The organism is Salmonella sp. SJTUF15591 (assembly GCF_043356435.1).
Taxonomy (GTDB): Bacteria; Pseudomonadota; Gammaproteobacteria; order Enterobacterales; family Enterobacteriaceae; genus Salmonella; species Salmonella enterica.
On record NZ_JBEUJO010000014.1, the window covers coordinates 38,768 to 58,130 of the forward strand.

Genomic DNA, 19,363 nt, shown 5'->3' on the forward strand with positions numbered 1-19,363 from the left:
CAATTTGTTAGTACGGCAACGATTGCGTCCCCTCATTCAGCATTACGTAAACGTTAAACTTGTTAAAATGGAAATGACATGTCCCAAATCGAAGCGGTGTTTTTTGACTGTGACGGCACGCTGGTCGACAGTGAAGTGATTTGCTCGCGCGCCTATGTCACTATGTTCCGGCAGTTCGGCATTACGCTTGAGCTCACGGAAGTATTCAGACGCTTTAAAGGCGTAAAGCTCTACGAAATTATCGATACCATCAGTAAAGAGCATGGCGTTGCGCTGGCAAAGGCGGAGCTGGAACCCGTGTACCGCGCGGAAGTGGCGCGCCTGTTCGATACCGAACTGGAAGCGATCGCGGGCGCAAATACCCTGCTGGAGAGCATTAAGACGCCCATGTGCGTGGTATCCAACGGGCCGGTCAGTAAGATGCAGCATTCGCTGGGTAAACTGGGCATGTTGCATTATTTTCCCGATTTGCTGTTTAGCGGCTACGATATCCAGCGCTGGAAGCCGGACCCAGCCCTGATGTTCCACGCGGCCAAAGCGATGAACGTAAACGTCGAGAACTGCATTCTGGTGGATGACTCCAGCGCAGGCGCGCAGTCAGGAATTGCGGCGGGAATGGAAGTATTTTATTTCTGCGCCGATCCGCATAACAAACCGATCGATCACCCTAACGTGACGACGTTTACCGATTTGGCGCAGTTGCCGGGATTGTGGAAAGCGCGCGGGTGGGAGATTACGCGTTAACTGAAATGCCGGATGGCGCTAACGCTTATCCGGCCTACAGCATCTGTACCTGTAGGCCCGGTAAGCGCAGCGCCACCGGGCAAAAGAATGAGATTTACTCTTTCGGATCTTTCCCCGCCAGCAGCTTATCCAGCTCATCACCGCCCACGTGACGGAAATCCTGCCCCTTCACGAAGTAGAAGATGTATTCGCAGATATTCTGGCAACGGTCACCGATACGCTCGATAGAACGAGCGCAGAATAACGCGGTCAGCACGCTGGGAATGGTGCGCGAGTCTTCCATCATGTAGGTCATCAGCTGACGCACGATACCTTCGTACTCCTGGTCAACTTTCTTGTCTTCACGGTAGATACGCACCGCTTCGTCGAGATCCATCCGCGCGAACGCATCCAGCACGTCGTGCAGCATCTGCACGGTGTGGCGGCCCAGTGACTCCAGACTCACCAACAGCGGCTGGTGCTGCTGGGAGAATTTCTCCAGCGCGGTACGGCAGATTTTATCCGCCACGTCGCCAATGCGCTCCAGTTCGGCGATGGTTTTGATAATCGCCATCACCAGACGCAGATCGCTCGCCGTCGGCTGGCGCTTGGCGATAATACGCACGCAGGCTTCATCGATGGCGACTTCCATCATATTAACCTGATGGTCGCCTTCTACCACGCGCTTCGCCAGCTCGCTGTCCTGGTTGTGCATGGCGGTGATAGCGTCAGAAAGCTGCTGCTCCACCATGCCGCCCATGGTCATTACCTGAGTGCGGATGCTTTCCAGTTCGGCGTTGAACTGGCCGGAAATATGTTTATTAAGGTTCAGACTGTCCATTACGCACTCCTGAATTAACCGTAACGACCGGTGATATAGTCTTCTGTTTGTTTCTTCGCGGGCTTGGTGAACAGATCGTCCGTGTTGCTGAACTCAATCAACTCGCCCAGGTACATAAACGCCGTATGATCGGAGCAACGTGCCGCCTGCTGCATGTTGTGGGTCACGATCACCACGGTGTAATCCTGTTTCAGCTCGGTGATCAGCTCTTCAATACGCCCGGTAGAGATCGGGTCCAGAGCTGAACATGGCTCATCCAACAGCAACACTTCCGGGCGAATGGCGATACCGCGCGCAATGCACAGACGCTGCTGCTGACCACCGGAGAGAGAGTACCCGCTCTGGTGCAATTTATCTTTGGTTTCGTTCCATAATGCGGCTTTGGTCAACGCCCACTGCACGCGCTCGTCCATATCGGCGCGAGACAGCTTCTCAAACAGACGCACGCCAAAGGCGATATTGTCATAGATGGACATCGGGAACGGCGTCGGCTTCTGGAATACCATCCCCACTTTTGCGCGCAGCAGCGCGATATCCTGGGTGTTGGTGAGAATATTGTCGCCATCCAGCAGAATTTCACCTTCCGCGCGCTGCTCCGGATAAAGCGAATACATTTTATTGAAGGTACGCAGTAGCGTTGATTTACCGCAGCCGGATGGCCCGATAAATGCCGTTACCTGATTCTTCGCGATATCCAGATTAATGTTCTTCAGGGCATGGAATTTGCCGTAGTAGAAGTTCAAATCACGAACCTGAATCTTACTCGGGGCAGTTTCAACCATACTCATTTCACTCTTTTCCTCATCCAGCGCCGCATCCGCCACGCCGTAAAATAATGCCTGATGGCGCTACGCTTATCAGGCCTACAATGTCTTTAACCGTGTTTTTTCTTCGCGAAAACAACACGCGCCAGAATATTCAGCAGCAGTACGCACAGGGTAATAATCAGCACGCCCGCCCAGGCTAATTGTTGCCATTCGGCAAACGGGCTCATCGCGAATTTAAAGATGGTCACCGGCAGGTTGGCGATCGGCTGCATCATGTCGGTGCTCCAGAACTGGTTCGAGAGCGCGGTAAACAACAATGGCGCCGTTTCCCCGGCGATACGCGCAATAGCCAGCAGGATACCGGTCATAATCCCGGAGATAGAGGCTTTCAGCGTAATCGCGGAGATCATCTTCCACTTCGGCGTACCCAGCGCATAAGCGGCTTCACGCAGGCTATCCGGCACCAATTTGAGCATGTTTTCAGTGGTACGGATAACGATCGGTACCTGCAACAGCGCCAGCGCAATCACCCCTGCCCAGCCGGAGAAGTGCTGCATCTGCGCCACCACGATGGTGTAAACAAACAGCCCCACAACAATTGACGGCGCGGAAAGCAGAATGTCGTTAATAAAGCGAATGATTTCCGCCAGCCAGGATTTACGGCCATATTCCGCCAGATAGATCCCGGCCATAATCCCCAGCGGCGTACCCAATACGGTAGCCCAGAGAATCAATAATCCACTCCCTGCCAGGGCGTTCGCCAGCCCGCCGCCCGCCGTGTTCGGCGGCGGCGTCATTTCGGTAAACAGCGCCAGCGACATCCCGTCGATACCACGCGTGATGGTGGACATCAAAATCCAGATCAGCCAGAACAGGCCAAATGCCATCGTCGCCATTGAGAGCGTTAGTGCGATACGGTTCTTCATGCGGCGACGCGCCTGCATCTTGCGACGGGATTCCGCGAGCTGCGCGGTGTTCTGCATATCAAGCGTAGCCATTAACGTGCTCCCTCGTTCTTCGCCAGACGCATAATCATGAACTTAGACGCCGCCAGGACGATAAAGGTGATCACAAACAGGATCAGTCCCAGTTCCATCAACGCTGCCACGTGCAGACCCGATTCCGCCTCAGCGAATTCGTTGGCCAGCGCGGAAGTGATGCTGTTGCCCGGCATATACAGCGACGCGCTGTCGAGCTGGTAGGTGTTGCCGATGATAAAAGTGACCGCCATCGTTTCACCCAGAGCACGGCCCAGCCCCAGCATAATGCCGCCGATCACGCCATTTTTGGTGAACGGTAGCACGATGCGCCAGATAACTTCCCACGTCGTACAGCCGATACCGTAAGCGGACTCTTTCATCATTACCGGCGTTTGCTCGAAGACGTCGCGCATAACCGCCGCAATGTAGGGAATGATCATGATGGCGAGGATGACGCCCGCCGCCAGAATGCCGATACCAAACGCCGGGCCGGAGAACAGCGCGCCGACAAAAGGAATGTTGGAAAGAATATTGCCGACCGGCTCCTGGAAGTACGTCGCAAACAGCGGCGCGAAGATAAACAGCCCCCACATGCCGTACACGATACTGGGGATCGCCGCCAGCAGCTCAATGGCGATGCCGAGCGGACGTTTTAGCCAGCCTGGCGCCAGCTCGGTTAAAAACAGGGCAATGCCGAAACTGACCGGAACGGCGATCAGCAGTGCGATAAAGGAGGTCACCAGCGTGCCGTAAATGGGCACCAGTGCGCCGTAGATATCGTTTGGCGCGTCCCATTCCTTAGTCCAAAGAAATGAGAAACCAAATTTCTGAATACTTGGCCAGGAGGAGATGATCAATGAGACGATAATACCGCCCAACATCAATAGCACAATCAGCGCAGCCAGTTTTACCAGCGCGCTGAAAATCATGTCGCCTTTTTTACCCGGCGGGTTAAAAGCAGGCTTGGTTGCAGCCATAAATTACTCTTTCCATTAAACGCGTTTTACGACGTTGCCCCTGCCGGATGGCGCTACGCTTATCCGGCCTACAACGTGGGCCTGCGGTCGAAACCGTAGGGCGGATAAGCGTAGCGCCATCCGCCAATTCGTTAATTAATACAGCGCCTTACCGTTGCTGTCTTTTATGCTGGTCTTCCAGGCGGTACGAACCTGCTCAACAACGTTATCCGGCAGGCTGGCGTAGTCCAGATCATTCGCCTGCTTAGCGCCATTTTTGTAGGCCCAGTCGAAGAACTTCAACACTTCAGCACCCTGCTCAGGTTTCTTCTGCGCTTTGTGGACCAGGATAAAGGTGGTGGAGGTGATTGGCCACACATCGTCACCTTTCTGGTTGGTCAGATCCTGCGCGAAGGTTTTGCTCCAGTCTGCGCCTTTCGCCGCATTAGAGAAGCTCTCTTCCGTCGGGCTTACCGGCTTGCCGTCGGCAGAAACCAGTTTGGTGTAGGCCAGGTTGTTCTGCTTGGCATACGCATACTCAACGTAGCCGATAGCGCCTGGCAGGCGCTGTACAAATGCCGCGATGCCGTCGTTACCTTTACCGCCCAGACCGGTTGGCCAGTTCACGGTAGAACCCGCGCCCACTTTCGATTTCCACTCGTCGTTGACTTTCGCCAGGTAACTGGTGAACACGAAGGAGGTACCGGAACCGTCAGCGCGACGCACCACAGCGATATTCTGTGAGGGCAGCTTCACGCCTGGGTTCAGTTTAGTGATGGCTTCATCATCCCACTTCTTGATTTTACCGAGGTAGATGTCACCCAGCGTTTTACCATCCAGCACCAGTTCGCCGGATTTGAGGCCTGGAATATTCACCGCCAGCACCACGCCGCCGATCACCGTCGGGAACTGGAACAGGCCTTCCTGATTCAATTTTTCGTCAGACAGCGGCGCATCGGAAGCGCCAAAATCAACGGTATTCGCGGTGATTTGTTTCACGCCGCCGGAAGAGCCTATCCCCTGGTAATTGACTTTGTTACCGGTTTCTTTCTGGTAGGTATCCGCCCATTTGGCATACACCGGCGCAGGAAACGTTGCACCGGCACCTGTCAGGCTTGCTGCTGCAAAGGCAGAGAACGCGCTCATCGATAAGGTCGCGGCGACAACAGTTGCGACAGTGGTACGCATAACTTTCATAATGTCTCCTGCACGGTTTCGGTAAATCGTTGTTTGAGTTGCTACGATGAGCAAAATAGGACAAATTGATGACAGTTATATGTCTTGATTATGACGGTTTGATGACAATGGAAATAAAAAAGCTGGCCCGGGGAGACACCAGACCAGCCTGCAGGGGGAGATGAATTAAACTGTTTGCGCAACCGCAGACGGTTTCAACAGCGCGTACATCAGGCCGCAGGCAATAGTGCCCAGGGCAATAGAGAGCAGATATTGCATCACATGTTCTACCGCATGTGGGATCGCCAGGACAAAGAGGCCGCCGTGTGGCGCCATCAGTGTACAACCGAAATACATGGATAGTCCCCCGGCGATTGCGCCACCGACCATCGTAGAAGGGATGACGCGCATCGGGTCACGCGCGGCGAAGGGAATCGCCCCTTCAGAGATAAAGCACAGCCCCAGGATAAAAGATGCATTACCCGCTTCATGCTCAGCGGCATTGAATTTCGCTCTGGCTGCCCAGGTTGCGACGCCCATTCCTAATGCCGGTACCATCCCTGCCGCCATAATGGCCGCCATTGGCATATAAGAATGAGAAGCCAGTAAACCGACGCCGAAGGTATACGCAGCTTTATTCACCGGCCCGCCAAGGTCAAAACCTTGCATTGCGCCCAGCAACATTCCCAGCAAGATAGCATTCGTAGAGGTCATATTCCCCAGGAACGTCGTCAGCCCTTCCATCACCGCAGAAACGGGGCCACCCACCACGTAAATCATGATTAGGCCGGTAACCAGCGTAGACAGTAGCGGCAAAACCAGCACAGGCTTAAGCGCTTCCATTGACGCCGGCAGCTTAATATTTTGCGCCAGAAACCGTACGCTGTAACCGGCCAGAAAACCGGCCACAATCCCTCCCAGGAAACCAGCGCCGCACAGGCTGGCCAACATCCCGCCAATAAGCCCCGGGGCCAGACCCGGACGATCGGCAATTGAAAAGGCAATAAACCCAGCCAGTACCGGCACCATCAGCGCAAAGGCCGCCTTACCACCAATTTGAAATAGCGCAGCCGCCAGCGTGCCCGGCTCATTGAAGGCCTGGATACCGAAGACAAAAGAGAGCGCGATACACAATCCTCCCGCAACCACCAGGGGAAGCATATGGGATACGCCGGTCATTAAATGCTTATAAACGCCAGGTAGCTCTGTTTTACCAGCTGAAGAAGAGCGCCCGGCACTCCCCTGATAGACCTCGGCGCTATTGAAAGCATTATCCATTTCCTGCGCACTCTTTTTTAGCGCCGCGCCGGTACTGGTGCGATAGAGTCTTTTGCCAACAAAGCCTGACAGATCCAGTTCAATATCCGCCGCGATAATCACCACATCCGCCTGCGCTATCTCTTCCGCGGTCAGCGTGTTCTTCGCCCCGACGGAACCGCGGGTTTCAACCTTGATCCAGTCACCACGCTTGCGGGCTTCAATTTCCAACGCTTCTGCCGCCATAAAGGTATGGGCGACGCCCGTCGGACAGGCCGTCACAGCAACAATTTTTTTAGTCATAGTAGGGTACCCTGTTCTTTTAATTTAAAGAAAAAGCGGGAAAAAATGTTACAGACGTGACCAGGCCGCGGCTTTCTGGAACAGCGCGTCGTCCGGGCGAATCCCGGTATAAAGGACAAATTGTTCCACGGCCTGAATAGCAAACACTTCGGAACCGGTAATCACGGTTTTACCGCGTTCACGGGCGTAGCGGATTAGCGGCGTGACGGGCGGTAGCGCCACCACATCAAAGATAACGCTCGCCTTATCCACTTCCTGTTCGGAATAAGAGAGTTTGTCGGCATCATTACCGCCAGCCATTCCGATAGGCGTGGCGTTAATTAACAAATCGGCTTCAATACCGTCGGTATCCGGGCGCCATTCATAGCCATAGAGTTCGGCCAGTTGTTTACCTGACGCTTCATCAATCGCGACAATATAACCACGGGTAAACCCCGCATCCTTCAGCGCGCAAGCCACCGCCTTTGCCATACCACCGCTGCCACGCAAAGCAAACACCAGGTCGGGAGAGACCTTGTAATTCGCCAGCAAGCGAGCTATTGCAATGTAATCGGTGTTGTACGCCTTCAGATGGCCATTGGTATTCACAATGGTATTAACTGAGTGAATGGCCTGAGCGGAAGCATCCAGTTCATCCACCAGCGGAATGCAGGCTTCCTTAAATGGCATAGAGATCGCGCACCCACGGATCCCCAGACCGCGCACGCCGCTAATGGCCTGCGTAAGATCGGTCGGCGAAAAGGCTTTGTAGAGATAATTGAGATCCAGCGCTTCGTACAGATAGTTGTGAAAGCGTGTACCGAAGTTACTCGGGCGTGCCGCCAGGGACATGCAGACCTGAGTATCTTTATTAATGCGCTTTGTCATGATGAATCCTCATAGAAGTTGCGATAGAGAAAATCATCGGCTAAAAAGGGGATATTAAAAATTGCTCATTCCCGTTAGGGAAATTTCACCTTTTATGGCAACCCGGCACACTGAACAAAAATACTTAAAGCTACTCCAGCACTATGGCGACAAGCCTGTTAGCGTGACGCTACAGGAGCTGGCGGATGTGTTGTTCTGCACCCGGCGGCATATGCGTAATCTGTTGCTTCAGATGCAGGAGGCAAAGTGGCTCATCTGGCAATCACAGGCCGGGCGTGGGCATCGCGCCCGGCTTCACCTGCGCTATAAACCAGAACAGCTGTTAAGCGAAAAGGCGGAGCAGTTGCTGGAGTCTGGTCATGTTGATCAGGCCATTCAGCTGCTGGGTAAAAATAAGCACCAGGTGGCGCAACTGCTGCGCTCAAAACTGGGCTATAGCGTGCGGGCAGACTATCAGCGGCTGTGCATCCCCTATTACCGGACAATGCCGTCGCTGTGCCCCGGCACGCCGTTGCGCCGCTCTGAACAGCATCTGGTCAGGCAGATTTTTAGCGGCCTGACGCGCATAAATGAGGAAAAAGGTGAAGTCGAAGCCGATCTTGCCCACCACTGGCGGCAGATTGATCCACTGCGCTGGCGTTTTTATCTGCGCCCCGCCGTCCTCTGGCATGATGGTCAGGAGCTGACGATCGACGCGGTTATCGCTTCACTGACCCGCAGCGCTAAGCTGCCGTTGTTCTCGCACTTGCAGACCATTCAGGCCACCGGGCCGCTGAGCCTTGAAATTACGCTGGCGCACCCGGATAACCGACTGCCGCTGCTGCTCAGCCATATTGATGCCATGATCCTACCGCCTGACCATACACAACGCGCTGATTTCCCGGCACATCCTGTGGGAACTGGCCCTTATGAGGTGGTGGAAAACAATGGCTTTCATCTGCAAATGAAGGCCTTTGACCACTATTTCGGTCTGCGCGGGCTGCTGGATGAAGTGGAGGTCTTTATCTGGCCGAATTTAACGGAGACAGACAATCTGGCGGAATCGCTGTCGGATAACGACACGGCAGCCTGGCTCAGCTCCAGCCTGAGCGATGAGGATTACGTTTCCGGACGGCTTAGCCAGGTATCAGGCAAACCTTCTGACAGCCTGCGCGAGATGTTTCTTGAGCGTGGAGGCTATTTTTTATTATGCGACAGCCGCTCCCCGCACTGGCATATCGCCGAACATCGCCGCTGGCTGCGGGAAACACTCAGCCCTTACGCCATACTCCAGCATCTGAGTGAGGCAATTCGCCCCTTCTGGGTACCGGGCGGCAGCCTGCTGTCCTCCTGGTTTCATACTATTGAGGCGGGCCCGGCCTGTTCACCTTTTATCTCGTCGTCGCCCTACGCAAAACTGCGTCTGGCCTATCACGATCAGCACCCTGAATTTCCAATGCTCCTGGATATCATGCAAGAGATCATGCGCCAGCAGGGCATTTTACTTGAGGGCGTTGCACTGAATTATGATGACTGGGCAAGCGGCAAGGCCAATGTGGATCTCTGGCTGGGGACAGTTAATTTCCCCATTCCCGAAGAGTGGAACGTCGGTACATGGCTGCTGGGCTCCCCTTTACTGCGCCACGCCATCAGCGGTGGGGATGATGCGCTGCTGGCCCAATGGGAAACCCAGTGGCATGCCGAAACAATCAGCGCGGAACAACTGGTCAGGGAAACCACCCGTTCAGGCTGGCTACAACCGCTTTTTCACCACTGGATGCGACTCAAAGGCCCCGACCGGGCCAGGGGGATCCACCTGAATAACCTGGGGTGGTTTGATTTCCGATCCACCTGGATTGAGCCAGGGCCTTAAAGAAGAGAATGTGACCGGGTGCCCGTAGCGCAGGCCGGCGTAGCACCTCTTAGTCGCTCTTCAGCCACCATAGAGAAAGAACAGCGCCTGTCACGGTGCACAAAAAAAGGCCGTCTATCGACGGCCTTCTGCCTGGTACTACATTTGACTTACTCTACGGTAACCGATTTCGCCAGGTTACGCGGCTGGTCAACGTCGGTGCCTTTAATCAGCGCCACGTGATACGCCAGCAGTTGCAGCGGAACGGTGTAGAAGATAGGCGCGATCACTTCTTCTACATGCGGCATCTCAATGATGTGCATGTTGTCGCTGCTGACGAAACCCGCATCCTGGTCGGCGAAGACGTACAACTGACCGCCACGCGCGCGAACTTCTTCGATGTTGGATTTCAGTTTCTCCAGCAGTTCGTTGTTCGGCGCCACCACAATCACCGGCATATCGGCGTCAATCAGCGCCAACGGCCCGTGTTTCAGCTCGCCTGCAGCATAGGCTTCCGCGTGAATGTAAGAGATCTCTTTCAGCTTCAGCGCGCCTTCGAGCGCAATCGGATATTGATCGCCACGCCCCAGGAACAGCGCATGGTGTTTGTCAGAGAAATCTTCCGCCAGGGCTTCGATACGTTTGTCCTGCGACAGCATCTGCTCAATACGGCTCGGCAGCGCCTGTAGGCCATGAACGATATCATGCTCAATGGACGCATCCAGACCTTTCAGACGCGCCAGTTTCGCCACCAGCATCAACAGCACGGTTAACTGGGTGGTGAAGGCTTTGGTAGATGCTACGCCAATTTCCGTACCCGCGTTGGTCATCAGCGCCAGATCGGATTCACGCACCAGCGAAGATCCCGGCACGTTACAAATTGCCAGAGAGCCCAAATATCCCAGCTCTTTCGACAGACGCAGGCCAGCCAGGGTATCTGCCGTTTCGCCAGACTGTGACAGGGTGATCATCAGGCTGTTACGGCGCACGGCAGATTTGCGATAGCGGAATTCAGAGGCGATTTCAACGTCGCACGGAATACCTGCCAGCGATTCAAACCAGTAACGGGAAACCATACCGGAGTTGTAAGACGTACCGCAGGCGAGGATCTGAATATGCTCAACCTTCGACAGCAGTTCATCGGCGTTCGGTCCCAGCTCGCTTAAATCCACCTGACCGTGGCTGATACGCCCGGTAAGGGTGTTTTTGATCGCGTTCGGCTGTTCGTAGATCTCTTTCTGCATGTAGTGGCGGTAAATACCTTTATCGCCCGCGTCATATTGCAGATTGGATTCGATATCCTGACGTTTTACTTCCGCGCCGGTGTTATCGAAGATATTTACCGAACGGCGAGTGATTTCAGCGATATCGCCCTCTTCAAGGAAGATAAAGCGACGAGTCACTGGCAACAGCGCCAGTTGGTCAGAAGCGATAAAGTTTTCGCCCATACCCAGGCCAATCACCAGCGGGCTACCAGAACGTGCCGCCAGTAGGGTATCCGGGTGACGGGTATCCATGATCACTGTACCGTACGCACCACGCAGTTGCGGGATAGCACGCAGAACAGCCTCACGCAGAGTACCGCCCTGTTTCAGTTCCCAGTTTACCAGGTGTGCAATCACTTCGGTGTCGGTTTCAGAAACGAAGGTATAGCCACGCGCTTTTAACGCTTCACGCAGCGGTTCATGGTTTTCGATGATGCCGTTATGCACCACCACAATGTGTTCAGAAACATGCGGATGCGCGTTAGCTTCTGAAGGTTCACCGTGCGTCGCCCAGCGAGTGTGAGCAATACCAGTGCCGCCATGCAGAGGATGTTCTTCCGCTGCCTGAGCCAGCATCTGGACTTTACCGAGGCGACGCAGGCGGGTCATATGACCTTCTGCATCCACCACGGCCAGACCGGCAGAGTCATATCCGCGGTATTCCAGACGACGTAAACCTTCGAGAAGGATTTCAGCTACATCACGCTGCGCGATAGCGCCAACAATTCCACACATAGTTTTATTTCCTGATTATGGCATTACGCCATGCGTTGTCGCTGACCTGTATGCCCGTCGTTGCGGGCGCCCCGAGCCTTGTAGAGAGTGGGGTTATTTTTATAAGTACTGCTCATGGAGCGGAGGATTATTTTATCCTCTCATCTCCGGTCTGCCGGATGGCGCTGACGCTTATCCGGCTTACAAAATCACTTTTTCTTCACCGGACGCTGCCAGCCTTGCTTATGCACCTGCGGCACGCGGCTTAATACCAGTTCATTGTCAGCTACGTTACGGGTGACGGTAGTCCCTGCGGCGATGGTGGCCCCTTTACCAACAGTAACCGGCGCCACCAGTTGGGTATCGGAGCCGACAAACACATCGTCGCCAATAACCGTTTTGAATTTGTTCGCGCCATCATAGTTACAGGTGATGGTCCCCGCGCCGATATTCACGTTGTCGCCAATTTCCGCATCTCCCAGGTAGGTCAGATGGCCGGCTTTAGAACCTTTACCGAGACGCGCTTTTTTCATTTCAACGAAATTGCCGACGTGAGCGCCCGCTAACAGCTCCGCGCCGGGACGCAGGCGAGCAAACGGGCCGATGGTGCAGGCCGCTTCCAGATGCGCATCTTCCACCACGCTGTATGGGCTAATTTCGCAGTCATCGCCAATAACGCTGTTTTTAATAATGCAGCCCGCGCCGATCTTCACGCGGTGACCGAGCGTTACATAACCTTCGATGATAACGTTAGCGTCAATTTCGACATCCATTCCACAATGAAGGGTGCCGCGGAGATCAAAACGTGCCGGATCGCGCAACATAACACCGGATAACAGCAGTTTCTCCGCCTGTTCGGCCTGGTAAATACGCTCCAGACGAGAAAGCTGTAGACGGTTATTCACGCCGTCCGTTTCGCTGATGCGAGCCGGATGCACCGCGGCGATTTCCCGTCCTTCCTGATAAGCCAGCGCGATGATATCTGTGATGTAATATTCACCCTGCGCATTATTGTTAGTCAGCTTAGACAGCCAGCGTTTCAGGTCCGCGCCGTTGGCGATCAGAATACCGGTGTTAATTTCCTGAATCTGACGCTGTTCATCAGTGGCGTCTTTATGTTCAACGATGCCGGTCACTTTACCGTTTACACGCGTAATACGGCCATAGCCGCTCGGATCGTCCAGCTTCACGGTTAATAACCCAATACCACCCTGCGGTTTGGCATCGCGCAGGCGCTGTAAGGTTTCAACCGAAATCAGCGGCACGTCGCCGTAAAGCATTAAAATATCTTCATCGTCGCTAAAGAAGGGCGCGGCCTGCTGCATTGCGTGACCTGTACCCAACTGTTCCGCCTGAAGCACCCAGTTCAGCTTGTCATCTTTCAGGGTCTGTTTTAACAACTCGCCACCGTGGCCATAGACCAGATGAACCTGTGCGGCCCCTAATTTAGTAGCTGCATCAATGACATGCTGCACCATGGGTTTACCCGCCAGCGTGTGCAGCACTTTAGGAATATCGGAATACATGCGCGTGCCTTTACCTGCGGCAAGGATCACTACGCTCATAGCACTATTTAACATACGCGTCCTGACTGTAATTTGAGAACGAATTTATACTGTTTCACGTTGAAAATACTACATTTTTTTCATCGTAAAATGGAAGAAGGATAAAACGCTCACCGGGATAAAAACCCCGCCTGCTAATGAATCATTTTCGTTCATTACCGCGCCTCTTGTCTCCTGAAAAGTAAAAACACCCGCGTATTGGCAACGTAGTCCGATGTTTTTGCTGTTTTTTTACTCCATAAATAAAGAAGATAACGTAATAAAGCGCAGGGGAGTCAGAAAAGCAAAAACCAGCGACAGAGGCCGCTGGTTTTCCGTTGCGCGTATTTTTTACTTAATTACGCGACATAAAAATCCGCAAAATATACCAGAACATGGTCGCGATAGAAGCAAACAGATGTAATGCCGCGCCAGCAGGGCGATCGGTAGGGTAATGGTGAATAATGTTAGAAGTATCGTAAAGTATAAACCCGGCGCACAGCAGTACCATTAGCGCAGAAAACCAGACGCCCAGCGAGAAGCCGCAGATGACGCTGGCAATAATCGCGCCAAAAGCAATGAACCCAGCCATAGTCAGAAACGAGCGCAGAAAAGAAAAGTCTTTTTTTATGGAAAAAGCGGTAAACGTCAGGCCGCCGACCAGCAACAGGGTCGTTATTGCCGCCGCGCCAATACTCGACGGGTTAATATACGCCGCCACCGTTAACAGGGGGGCAAAAATCAGGGATTCTGCCAACACATAAATCCCCAGCCCGATAAGTTGCGTTTGATTAGTCCCCGCATTATCCGCCAGACGGGTTGCCAGCATTCCCACCAGCATAAAAGCGCCGAGAACAACCAACCAGCTATATCTTCCACCAGCCAGCAGCACATCAAGCGCATACTCCCCGACCCCTATAAAACTCCACGCCGCGCTCAATACGATAAAACCGACGATGGCGACGGCGAGATGAAGATAAGCGCGACGAATAAAGGTAGTACGATCAATCCTTGAGTCGGGTTGTGGACCCGCAAAGGATGGCTGAAATGACATAGTAATAATCCCTCATTTTATGCAATAAAAACGCATCCATTCCTTCCTTCTTCGCACAATGTGCAGATGCCAATGACAGAAAGAAAGATTTAATGAAAACAGCGCTGTCGCTGAAAACGCGTCGCCTTCAGCCGCTTGTTTTTGTCGTTGCTAGTTTATCGAATAAAAATTGAGAGGATAAAAAAAAACCAGTCCGCAATCAGACTGGTTTTATGCTTTCAAGCCGGTGTTACATCGCTTTTTTGGTCAACTCGATAACGCGCAGTTTAGCGATCGCTTTGGCCAGTTCCGCAGACGCCTGAGCGTAATCCACGTCACCGTGCGAGCTCTTAATGTGCTCTTCGGCTTTACGCTTCGCTTCCAGGGCTCGCGCTTCGTCGAGATCCTGACCGCGAATCGCGGTATCCGCCAGAACGGTCACGCTGCCAGGCTGCACTTCCAGAATGCCGCCGGACAGATAGATAAACTCTTCATGACCGTGCTGCTTAACGATGCGAATCATACCAGGCTTAATGGCGGTGAGCAGCGGCGCGTGCCCCGGGTAAATCCCCAGTTCGCCTTCGCTACCCGTAACCTGGATTTTCTCGACCAGACCGGAGAACATTTGTTGCTCCGCGCTGACGACATCCAGGTGGTAAGTCATTGCCATATCACCCTCCGATTAAGGCGTTAAAGTTTTTTGGCTTTTTCCACGGCTTCGTCGATGGAACCGACCATGTAGAACGCCTGCTCCGGCAGGTGATCGTATTCGCCTTCCATGATGCCTTTAAAGCCACGGATGGTGTCTTTCAGGGAAACGTATTTGCCCGGAGAACCGGTAAATACTTCCGCCACGAAGAACGGCTGGGACAGGAAGCGCTGAATTTTACGCGCGCGTGCTACCACCAGTTTATCTTCTTCAGACAGTTCATCCATACCGAGGATGGCGATGATGTCTTTCAGTTCCTGATAACGCTGCAGGATGGACTGAACGCCACGCGCGGTGTCGTAGTGTTCCTGACCAACAACCAGCGGATCCAGCTGACGGCTGGTGGAGTCCAGCGGGTCAACGGCCGGGTAGATACCCAGGGATGCGATCTGACGGCTCAGTACCACGGTTGCATCTAAGTGCGCAAAGGTGGTGGCTGGAGACGGGTCAGTCAAGTCATCCGCCGGTACGTATACCGCCTGTACGGAGGTGATAGAACCGGTTTTGGTGGAGGTGATACGTTCCTGCAGAACGCCCATCTCTTCCGCCAGAGTCGGCTGATAACCTACCGCGGAAGGCATACGGCCCAGCAGTGCGGATACTTCCGTACCGGCCAGGGTGTAACGATAGATGTTATCGACGAACAGCAGTACGTCACGACCTTCGTCACGGAATTTCTCCGCCATGGTCAGACCGGTCAATGCAACGCGCAGACGGTTTCCCGGCGGCTCGTTCATCTGGCCATACACCAGGGATACTTTATCGATAACGTTGGAGTCGGTCATTTCGTGGTAGAAGTCGTTACCCTCACGAGTACGTTCACCTACGCCCGCAAACACAGAGTAACCGGAGTGCTCGATCGCGATGTTACGGATAAGCTCCATCATGTTTACGGTTTTACCTACACCCGCACCACCGAACAGACCGACTTTACCGCCCTTCGCGAACGGACACATCAGGTCGATAACTTTGATACCGGTTTCCAGCAGTTCCTGAGAGTTTGACAACTCTTCGTAGGAAGGTGCTGCGCGGTGAATCGCCCAACGCTCTTCTTCGCCGATCTCGCCTTTCATGTCGACCGGTTCGCCCAGGACGTTCATGATACGACCCAGCGTGGCTTTACCTACCGGGACTTCGATCGGGTGTTCGAGATCTTTTACATCCAGACCGCGACGCAGACCGTCAGAAGACCCCATCGCGATGGTACGCACGATACCGCCGCCAAGCTGCTGCTGAACTTCCAGCACCAGCTTCTCATTACCATTCTGCACCTCAAGGGCATCGTACACGCGTGGTACGGCATCCTGAGGGAACTCGACGTCGACCACGGCGCCGATTACCTGGACAATCTTTCCAGTAGCCATCTTAAATCCTCTACGAAATAACCTGGTTAAACCGCGGCGGCCCCCGAGACGATCTCGGTGAGTTCCTGAGTAATGCTGGCCTGACGAGCTTTGTTGTATACCAACTGCAGCTCTTTAATCAGGCTGCCGCCATTATCGGTTGCGGCTTTCATCGCCACCATTCGTGCGGCCTGCTCGCTGGCCAGGTTTTCTACCACGCCCTGATAAACCTGAGACTCCACATAACGACGCAGGAGAGTATCCAGCAGCGCTTTCGGGTCTGGTTCATACAGGTAATCCCAGGCTTTACGCTTCAGATCATCATCTTCTGACGCCGGCAGCGGCAGCAGTTGAGTGATCGTCGGCACCTGAGACATGGTGTTAATAAATTTGTTGCTGACAATGTAAAGCTTGTCCAGACGGCCTTCGTCGTAGGCCTGCAACATCACTTTAACCGGACCGATCAGTTCGGACAGAGAAGGGTTATCCCCCATACCTGTCACCTGAGCGACAACGTTGCCGCCTACGGAATTAAAGAATGACACGCCCTTAGAGCCGATCATTGCGAGTTCGCACTGAACGCCTTTATCGGACCATGCCTTCATATCCGCCAGCAGCTTTTTGAACAGGTTAATGTTCAAGCCACCGCACAAACCACGGTCGGTCGACACTACCAGGTAGCCCACGCGTTTAACGTCGCGCTCTTCCAGGTAGGGGTGCTTATATTCCAGATTACCGTTCGCAAGGTGACCAATCACTTTGCGCATGGTCTCTGCATAAGGACGGCTGGCCGCCATGCGATCCTGCGATTTACGCATTTTGGAAGCGGCGACCATCTCCATCGCTTTAGTGATCTTTTGCGTGTTCTGGACGCTTGCGATCTTACTACGTATCTCTTTTGCGCCGGCCATGAGCTTCTCCTCAATGCCTTACGGCCTGCCCTAAGGCAAGCCGCCAGACGTTACCAGGACTGGGTTGCTTTGAAGGAATCGAGGATGCCTTTCAGCTTGCCTTCGATTTCGTCGTTATAGCCACCGGACTGGTTGATCTCTTGCATCAGCGGAGCGTGATCACGGTCGACGTAAGCCAGCAGTGCGGCTTCGAAGCTACCGATTTTCGCCAGTTCGACATCCGCCAGATAACCACGTTCTGCTGCGAACAGAACCAGAGACTGCTGCGCGACGGACATCGGCGCATACTGTTTCTGTTTCAGCAGTTCGGTCACTTTCTGACCGTGGTCAAGCTGTTTACGGGTGGCATCGTCAAGGTCGGATGCAAACTGAGAGAACGCCGCCAGTTCACGATACTGCGCCAGCGCGGTACGAATACCACCGGACAGTTTTTTCATGATCTTGGTCTGGGCTGCGCCACCTACACGGGATACCGAGATACCCGGGTTAACCGCAGGACGAATACCGGCGTTAAACAGGTTAGATTCCAGGAAGATCTGACCATCGGTAATGGAAATTACGTTGGTCGGAACGAACGCGGAAACGTCACCTGCCTGCGTTTCGATAATCGGCAGCGCGGTCAGTGAACCGGTTTTCCCTTTCACTTCACCTTTGGTGAAGGCTTCGACGTAGTCGGCGTTAACACGCGCAGCACGCTCCAGCAGACGAGAGTGGAGGTAGAATACGTCGCCCGGGAATGCTTCACGTCCTGGCGGACGACGGAGCAGCAGGGAGATCTGACGATAAGCAACAGCCTGTTTAGACAGGTCATCGTAAATGATCAGCGCATCTTCGCCGCGGTCGCGGAAGTATTCGCCCATTGCACAACCGGCATACGGCGCCAGATACTGCAGCGCAGCGGATTCGGACGCGGTAGCCACCACAACAATGGTGTTAGCCAGCGCGCCGTGTTCTTCCAGTTTACGCACCACGTTAGAGATGGTGGACGCTTTCTGGCCGATAGCGACATAGATACATTTGATGCCGGAGTCGCGCTGGTTGATGATGGCGTCGATAGCCAGCGCGGTTTTACCGGTCTGACGGTCACCGATGATCAGTTCACGCTGACCACGACCGATTGGGATCATGGAGTCAACGGCTTTATAGCCGGTCTGCACCGGCTGATCGACAGACTGACGATCGATAACGCCCGGCGCAATCGCTTCAACGGCAGAGAAGCCGTCATTATCAACCGGACCTTTACCGTCGATTGGCGCACCCAGGGTGTTTACCACACGTCCCAGCAGGCCGCGGCCAACCGGAACTTCCAGGATACGGCCCGTACATTTAACCTTCATGCCTTCGGCAAGGTCAGCGTATGGACCCATGACTACCGCACCCACGGAGTCGCGCTCCAGGTTCAGTGCGATAGCGTAACGGTTACCCGGCAGGGAGATCATTTCACCCTGCATACAATCGGCCAGGCCGTGAATGCGGATAACACCGTCACTGACAGAAACAATAGTACCTTCGTTGTGAGCTTCGCTCACCACATTGAACTGAGCAATGCGCTGCTTGATCAGTTCGCTGATTTCGGTGGAATTCAGTTGCATGCTCCAGTCCCCTTAAGACTGCAAGACGTCTGCAAGGCGCTCAAGACGGCCGCGTACGCTGCCATCAATGACCATATCACCCGCCCGGATGATAACGCCTGCCATTACAGACTTATCGATTTTGCAATTCAGCTTCACTTTGCGTGACAGACGTTTTTCCATCGCGGCGCTGATTTTCGAAAGCTGCTCTTCACTCAATGCGGTTGCCGACGTAACTTCTACCTCGGAGGTAGCTTCACTGGCGGCACGCAGATGAATAAACTGCTCCAGAACATCCGGGAGCGCGTTCAGACGATTATTTTCAGCCATCACCCGAATCAGGTTCTGACCGTTTTCGTCTAACTGCTCACCGCAGACTGCGATAAACGACTCAGCGAGCGTTTCCGGCGCCAGCGCGCCAGAGAGAAGCTCTGCCATTTGTTCGTTCTTGGTTACCTCGGCGGCAAACGCCAGCATATCCTGCCAGCGCTCTACACTTTGGTGTTCAACGGCAAAGTCAAAAGCTGCTTTGGCGTAGGGGCGAGCTACCGTAACAAATTCAGACATCAGCC

17 protein-coding genes are annotated in these 19,363 nt (G+C 53.9%); 2 read left to right on the plus strand and 15 right to left on the minus strand.

What is annotated here, in order from left to right; genetic code table 11:
- Nucleotides 1-78 precede the first annotated feature (78 nt).
- Entirely contained in the window at nt 79-744 is a 666-nt protein-coding gene (gene yieH, locus ABVM99_RS22235; protein WP_023194488.1) for a 6-phosphogluconate phosphatase, read from the plus strand.
- 94 nt (nt 745-838) lie between these two features.
- On the opposite strand, the gene phoU is transcribed toward yieH, so the two are convergent.
- From phoU to ABVM99_RS22270, 7 genes are all read right to left on the minus strand, one after another.
- Entirely contained in the window at nt 839-1,564 is a 726-nt protein-coding gene (gene phoU / locus ABVM99_RS22240; RefSeq protein WP_000377800.1) for a phosphate signaling complex protein PhoU, read from the minus strand.
- A gap of 14 nt (nt 1,565-1,578) precedes the next feature.
- A complete protein-coding gene (gene pstB / locus ABVM99_RS22245; protein ID WP_000063118.1) occupies nt 1,579-2,352 on the minus strand; it encodes a phosphate ABC transporter ATP-binding protein PstB in 774 nt (257 codons plus the stop codon).
- Nucleotides 2,353-2,438: 86 nt separating this feature from the next.
- Nucleotides 2,439-3,329 (minus strand): phosphate ABC transporter permease PstA, encoded by an 891-nt coding sequence (gene pstA, locus ABVM99_RS22250; protein ID WP_000212197.1) that lies wholly within the window; start codon nt 3,327-3,329, stop codon nt 2,439-2,441.
- A complete protein-coding gene (gene pstC, locus ABVM99_RS22255) occupies nt 3,329-4,288 on the minus strand; it encodes a phosphate ABC transporter permease PstC (protein WP_000741630.1) in 960 nt (319 codons plus the stop codon). The genes pstA and pstC overlap by 1 nt, the downstream gene beginning before the upstream one ends.
- A 135-nt stretch (nt 4,289-4,423) precedes the next feature.
- Nucleotides 4,424-5,464 (minus strand): phosphate ABC transporter substrate-binding protein PstS, encoded by a 1,041-nt coding sequence (gene pstS, locus ABVM99_RS22260; protein WP_000867131.1) that lies wholly within the window; start codon nt 5,462-5,464, stop codon nt 4,424-4,426.
- A 165-nt stretch (nt 5,465-5,629) separates the two neighbouring features.
- On the minus strand, nt 5,630-7,003 hold the full coding sequence (locus ABVM99_RS22265; protein ID WP_023194487.1) for a fructose-specific PTS transporter subunit EIIC: 1,374 nt from the start codon (nt 7,001-7,003) through the stop codon (nt 5,630-5,632).
- A gap of 48 nt (nt 7,004-7,051) precedes the next feature.
- A complete protein-coding gene (locus ABVM99_RS22270; RefSeq protein ID WP_000166709.1) occupies nt 7,052-7,870 on the minus strand; it encodes a shikimate 5-dehydrogenase in 819 nt (272 codons plus the stop codon).
- A 94-nt stretch (nt 7,871-7,964) separates the two neighbouring features.
- Between ABVM99_RS22270 and ABVM99_RS22275 the strand changes: the two genes are divergently transcribed.
- On the plus strand, nt 7,965-9,722 hold the full coding sequence (locus ABVM99_RS22275; RefSeq protein WP_023194486.1) for an SgrR family transcriptional regulator: 1,758 nt from the start codon (nt 7,965-7,967) through the stop codon (nt 9,720-9,722).
- A gap of 149 nt (nt 9,723-9,871) precedes the next feature.
- On the opposite strand, the gene glmS is transcribed toward ABVM99_RS22275, so the two are convergent.
- From glmS to atpH, 8 genes are all read right to left on the minus strand, one after another.
- Nucleotides 9,872-11,701, minus strand: a complete 1,830-nt coding sequence (gene glmS / locus ABVM99_RS22280) for a glutamine--fructose-6-phosphate transaminase (isomerizing) (protein WP_000334059.1) — start codon at nt 11,699-11,701, stop codon at nt 9,872-9,874.
- Between the two features lie 188 nt (nt 11,702-11,889).
- Nucleotides 11,890-13,260 carry a bifunctional UDP-N-acetylglucosamine diphosphorylase/glucosamine-1-phosphate N-acetyltransferase GlmU gene (glmU, locus tag ABVM99_RS22285; RefSeq protein ID WP_001525665.1) on the minus strand — a complete coding sequence of 457 codons (1,371 nt, stop codon included), beginning with the start codon at nt 13,258-13,260 and terminating at the stop codon, nt 11,890-11,892.
- 319 nt (nt 13,261-13,579) lie between these two features.
- Nucleotides 13,580-14,278: a Bax inhibitor-1 family protein gene (locus ABVM99_RS22290; protein ID WP_000009908.1), complete on the minus strand. Its 699-nt coding sequence runs from the start codon at nt 14,276-14,278 to the stop codon at nt 13,580-13,582.
- A 229-nt stretch (nt 14,279-14,507) separates the two neighbouring features.
- Nucleotides 14,508-14,927 (minus strand): F0F1 ATP synthase subunit epsilon, encoded by a 420-nt coding sequence (locus tag ABVM99_RS22295; protein ID WP_001251971.1) that lies wholly within the window; start codon nt 14,925-14,927, stop codon nt 14,508-14,510.
- 20 nt (nt 14,928-14,947) lie between these two features.
- Nucleotides 14,948-16,330: a F0F1 ATP synthase subunit beta gene (atpD, locus tag ABVM99_RS22300; RefSeq protein WP_000190499.1), complete on the minus strand. Its 1,383-nt coding sequence runs from the start codon at nt 16,328-16,330 to the stop codon at nt 14,948-14,950.
- Between the two features lie 26 nt (nt 16,331-16,356).
- Nucleotides 16,357-17,220 carry a F0F1 ATP synthase subunit gamma gene (gene atpG / locus ABVM99_RS22305; protein WP_000896506.1) on the minus strand — a complete coding sequence of 288 codons (864 nt, stop codon included), beginning with the start codon at nt 17,218-17,220 and terminating at the stop codon, nt 16,357-16,359.
- 50 nt (nt 17,221-17,270) lie between these two features.
- Nucleotides 17,271-18,812: a F0F1 ATP synthase subunit alpha gene (gene atpA / locus ABVM99_RS22310; protein ID WP_001176751.1), complete on the minus strand. Its 1,542-nt coding sequence runs from the start codon at nt 18,810-18,812 to the stop codon at nt 17,271-17,273.
- Between the two features lie 12 nt (nt 18,813-18,824).
- Nucleotides 18,825-19,358, minus strand: coding sequence for a F0F1 ATP synthase subunit delta (gene atpH, locus ABVM99_RS22315; protein WP_001288957.1), 534 nt, complete (start codon nt 19,356-19,358; stop codon nt 18,825-18,827).
- Nucleotides 19,359-19,363 lie beyond the last annotated feature (5 nt).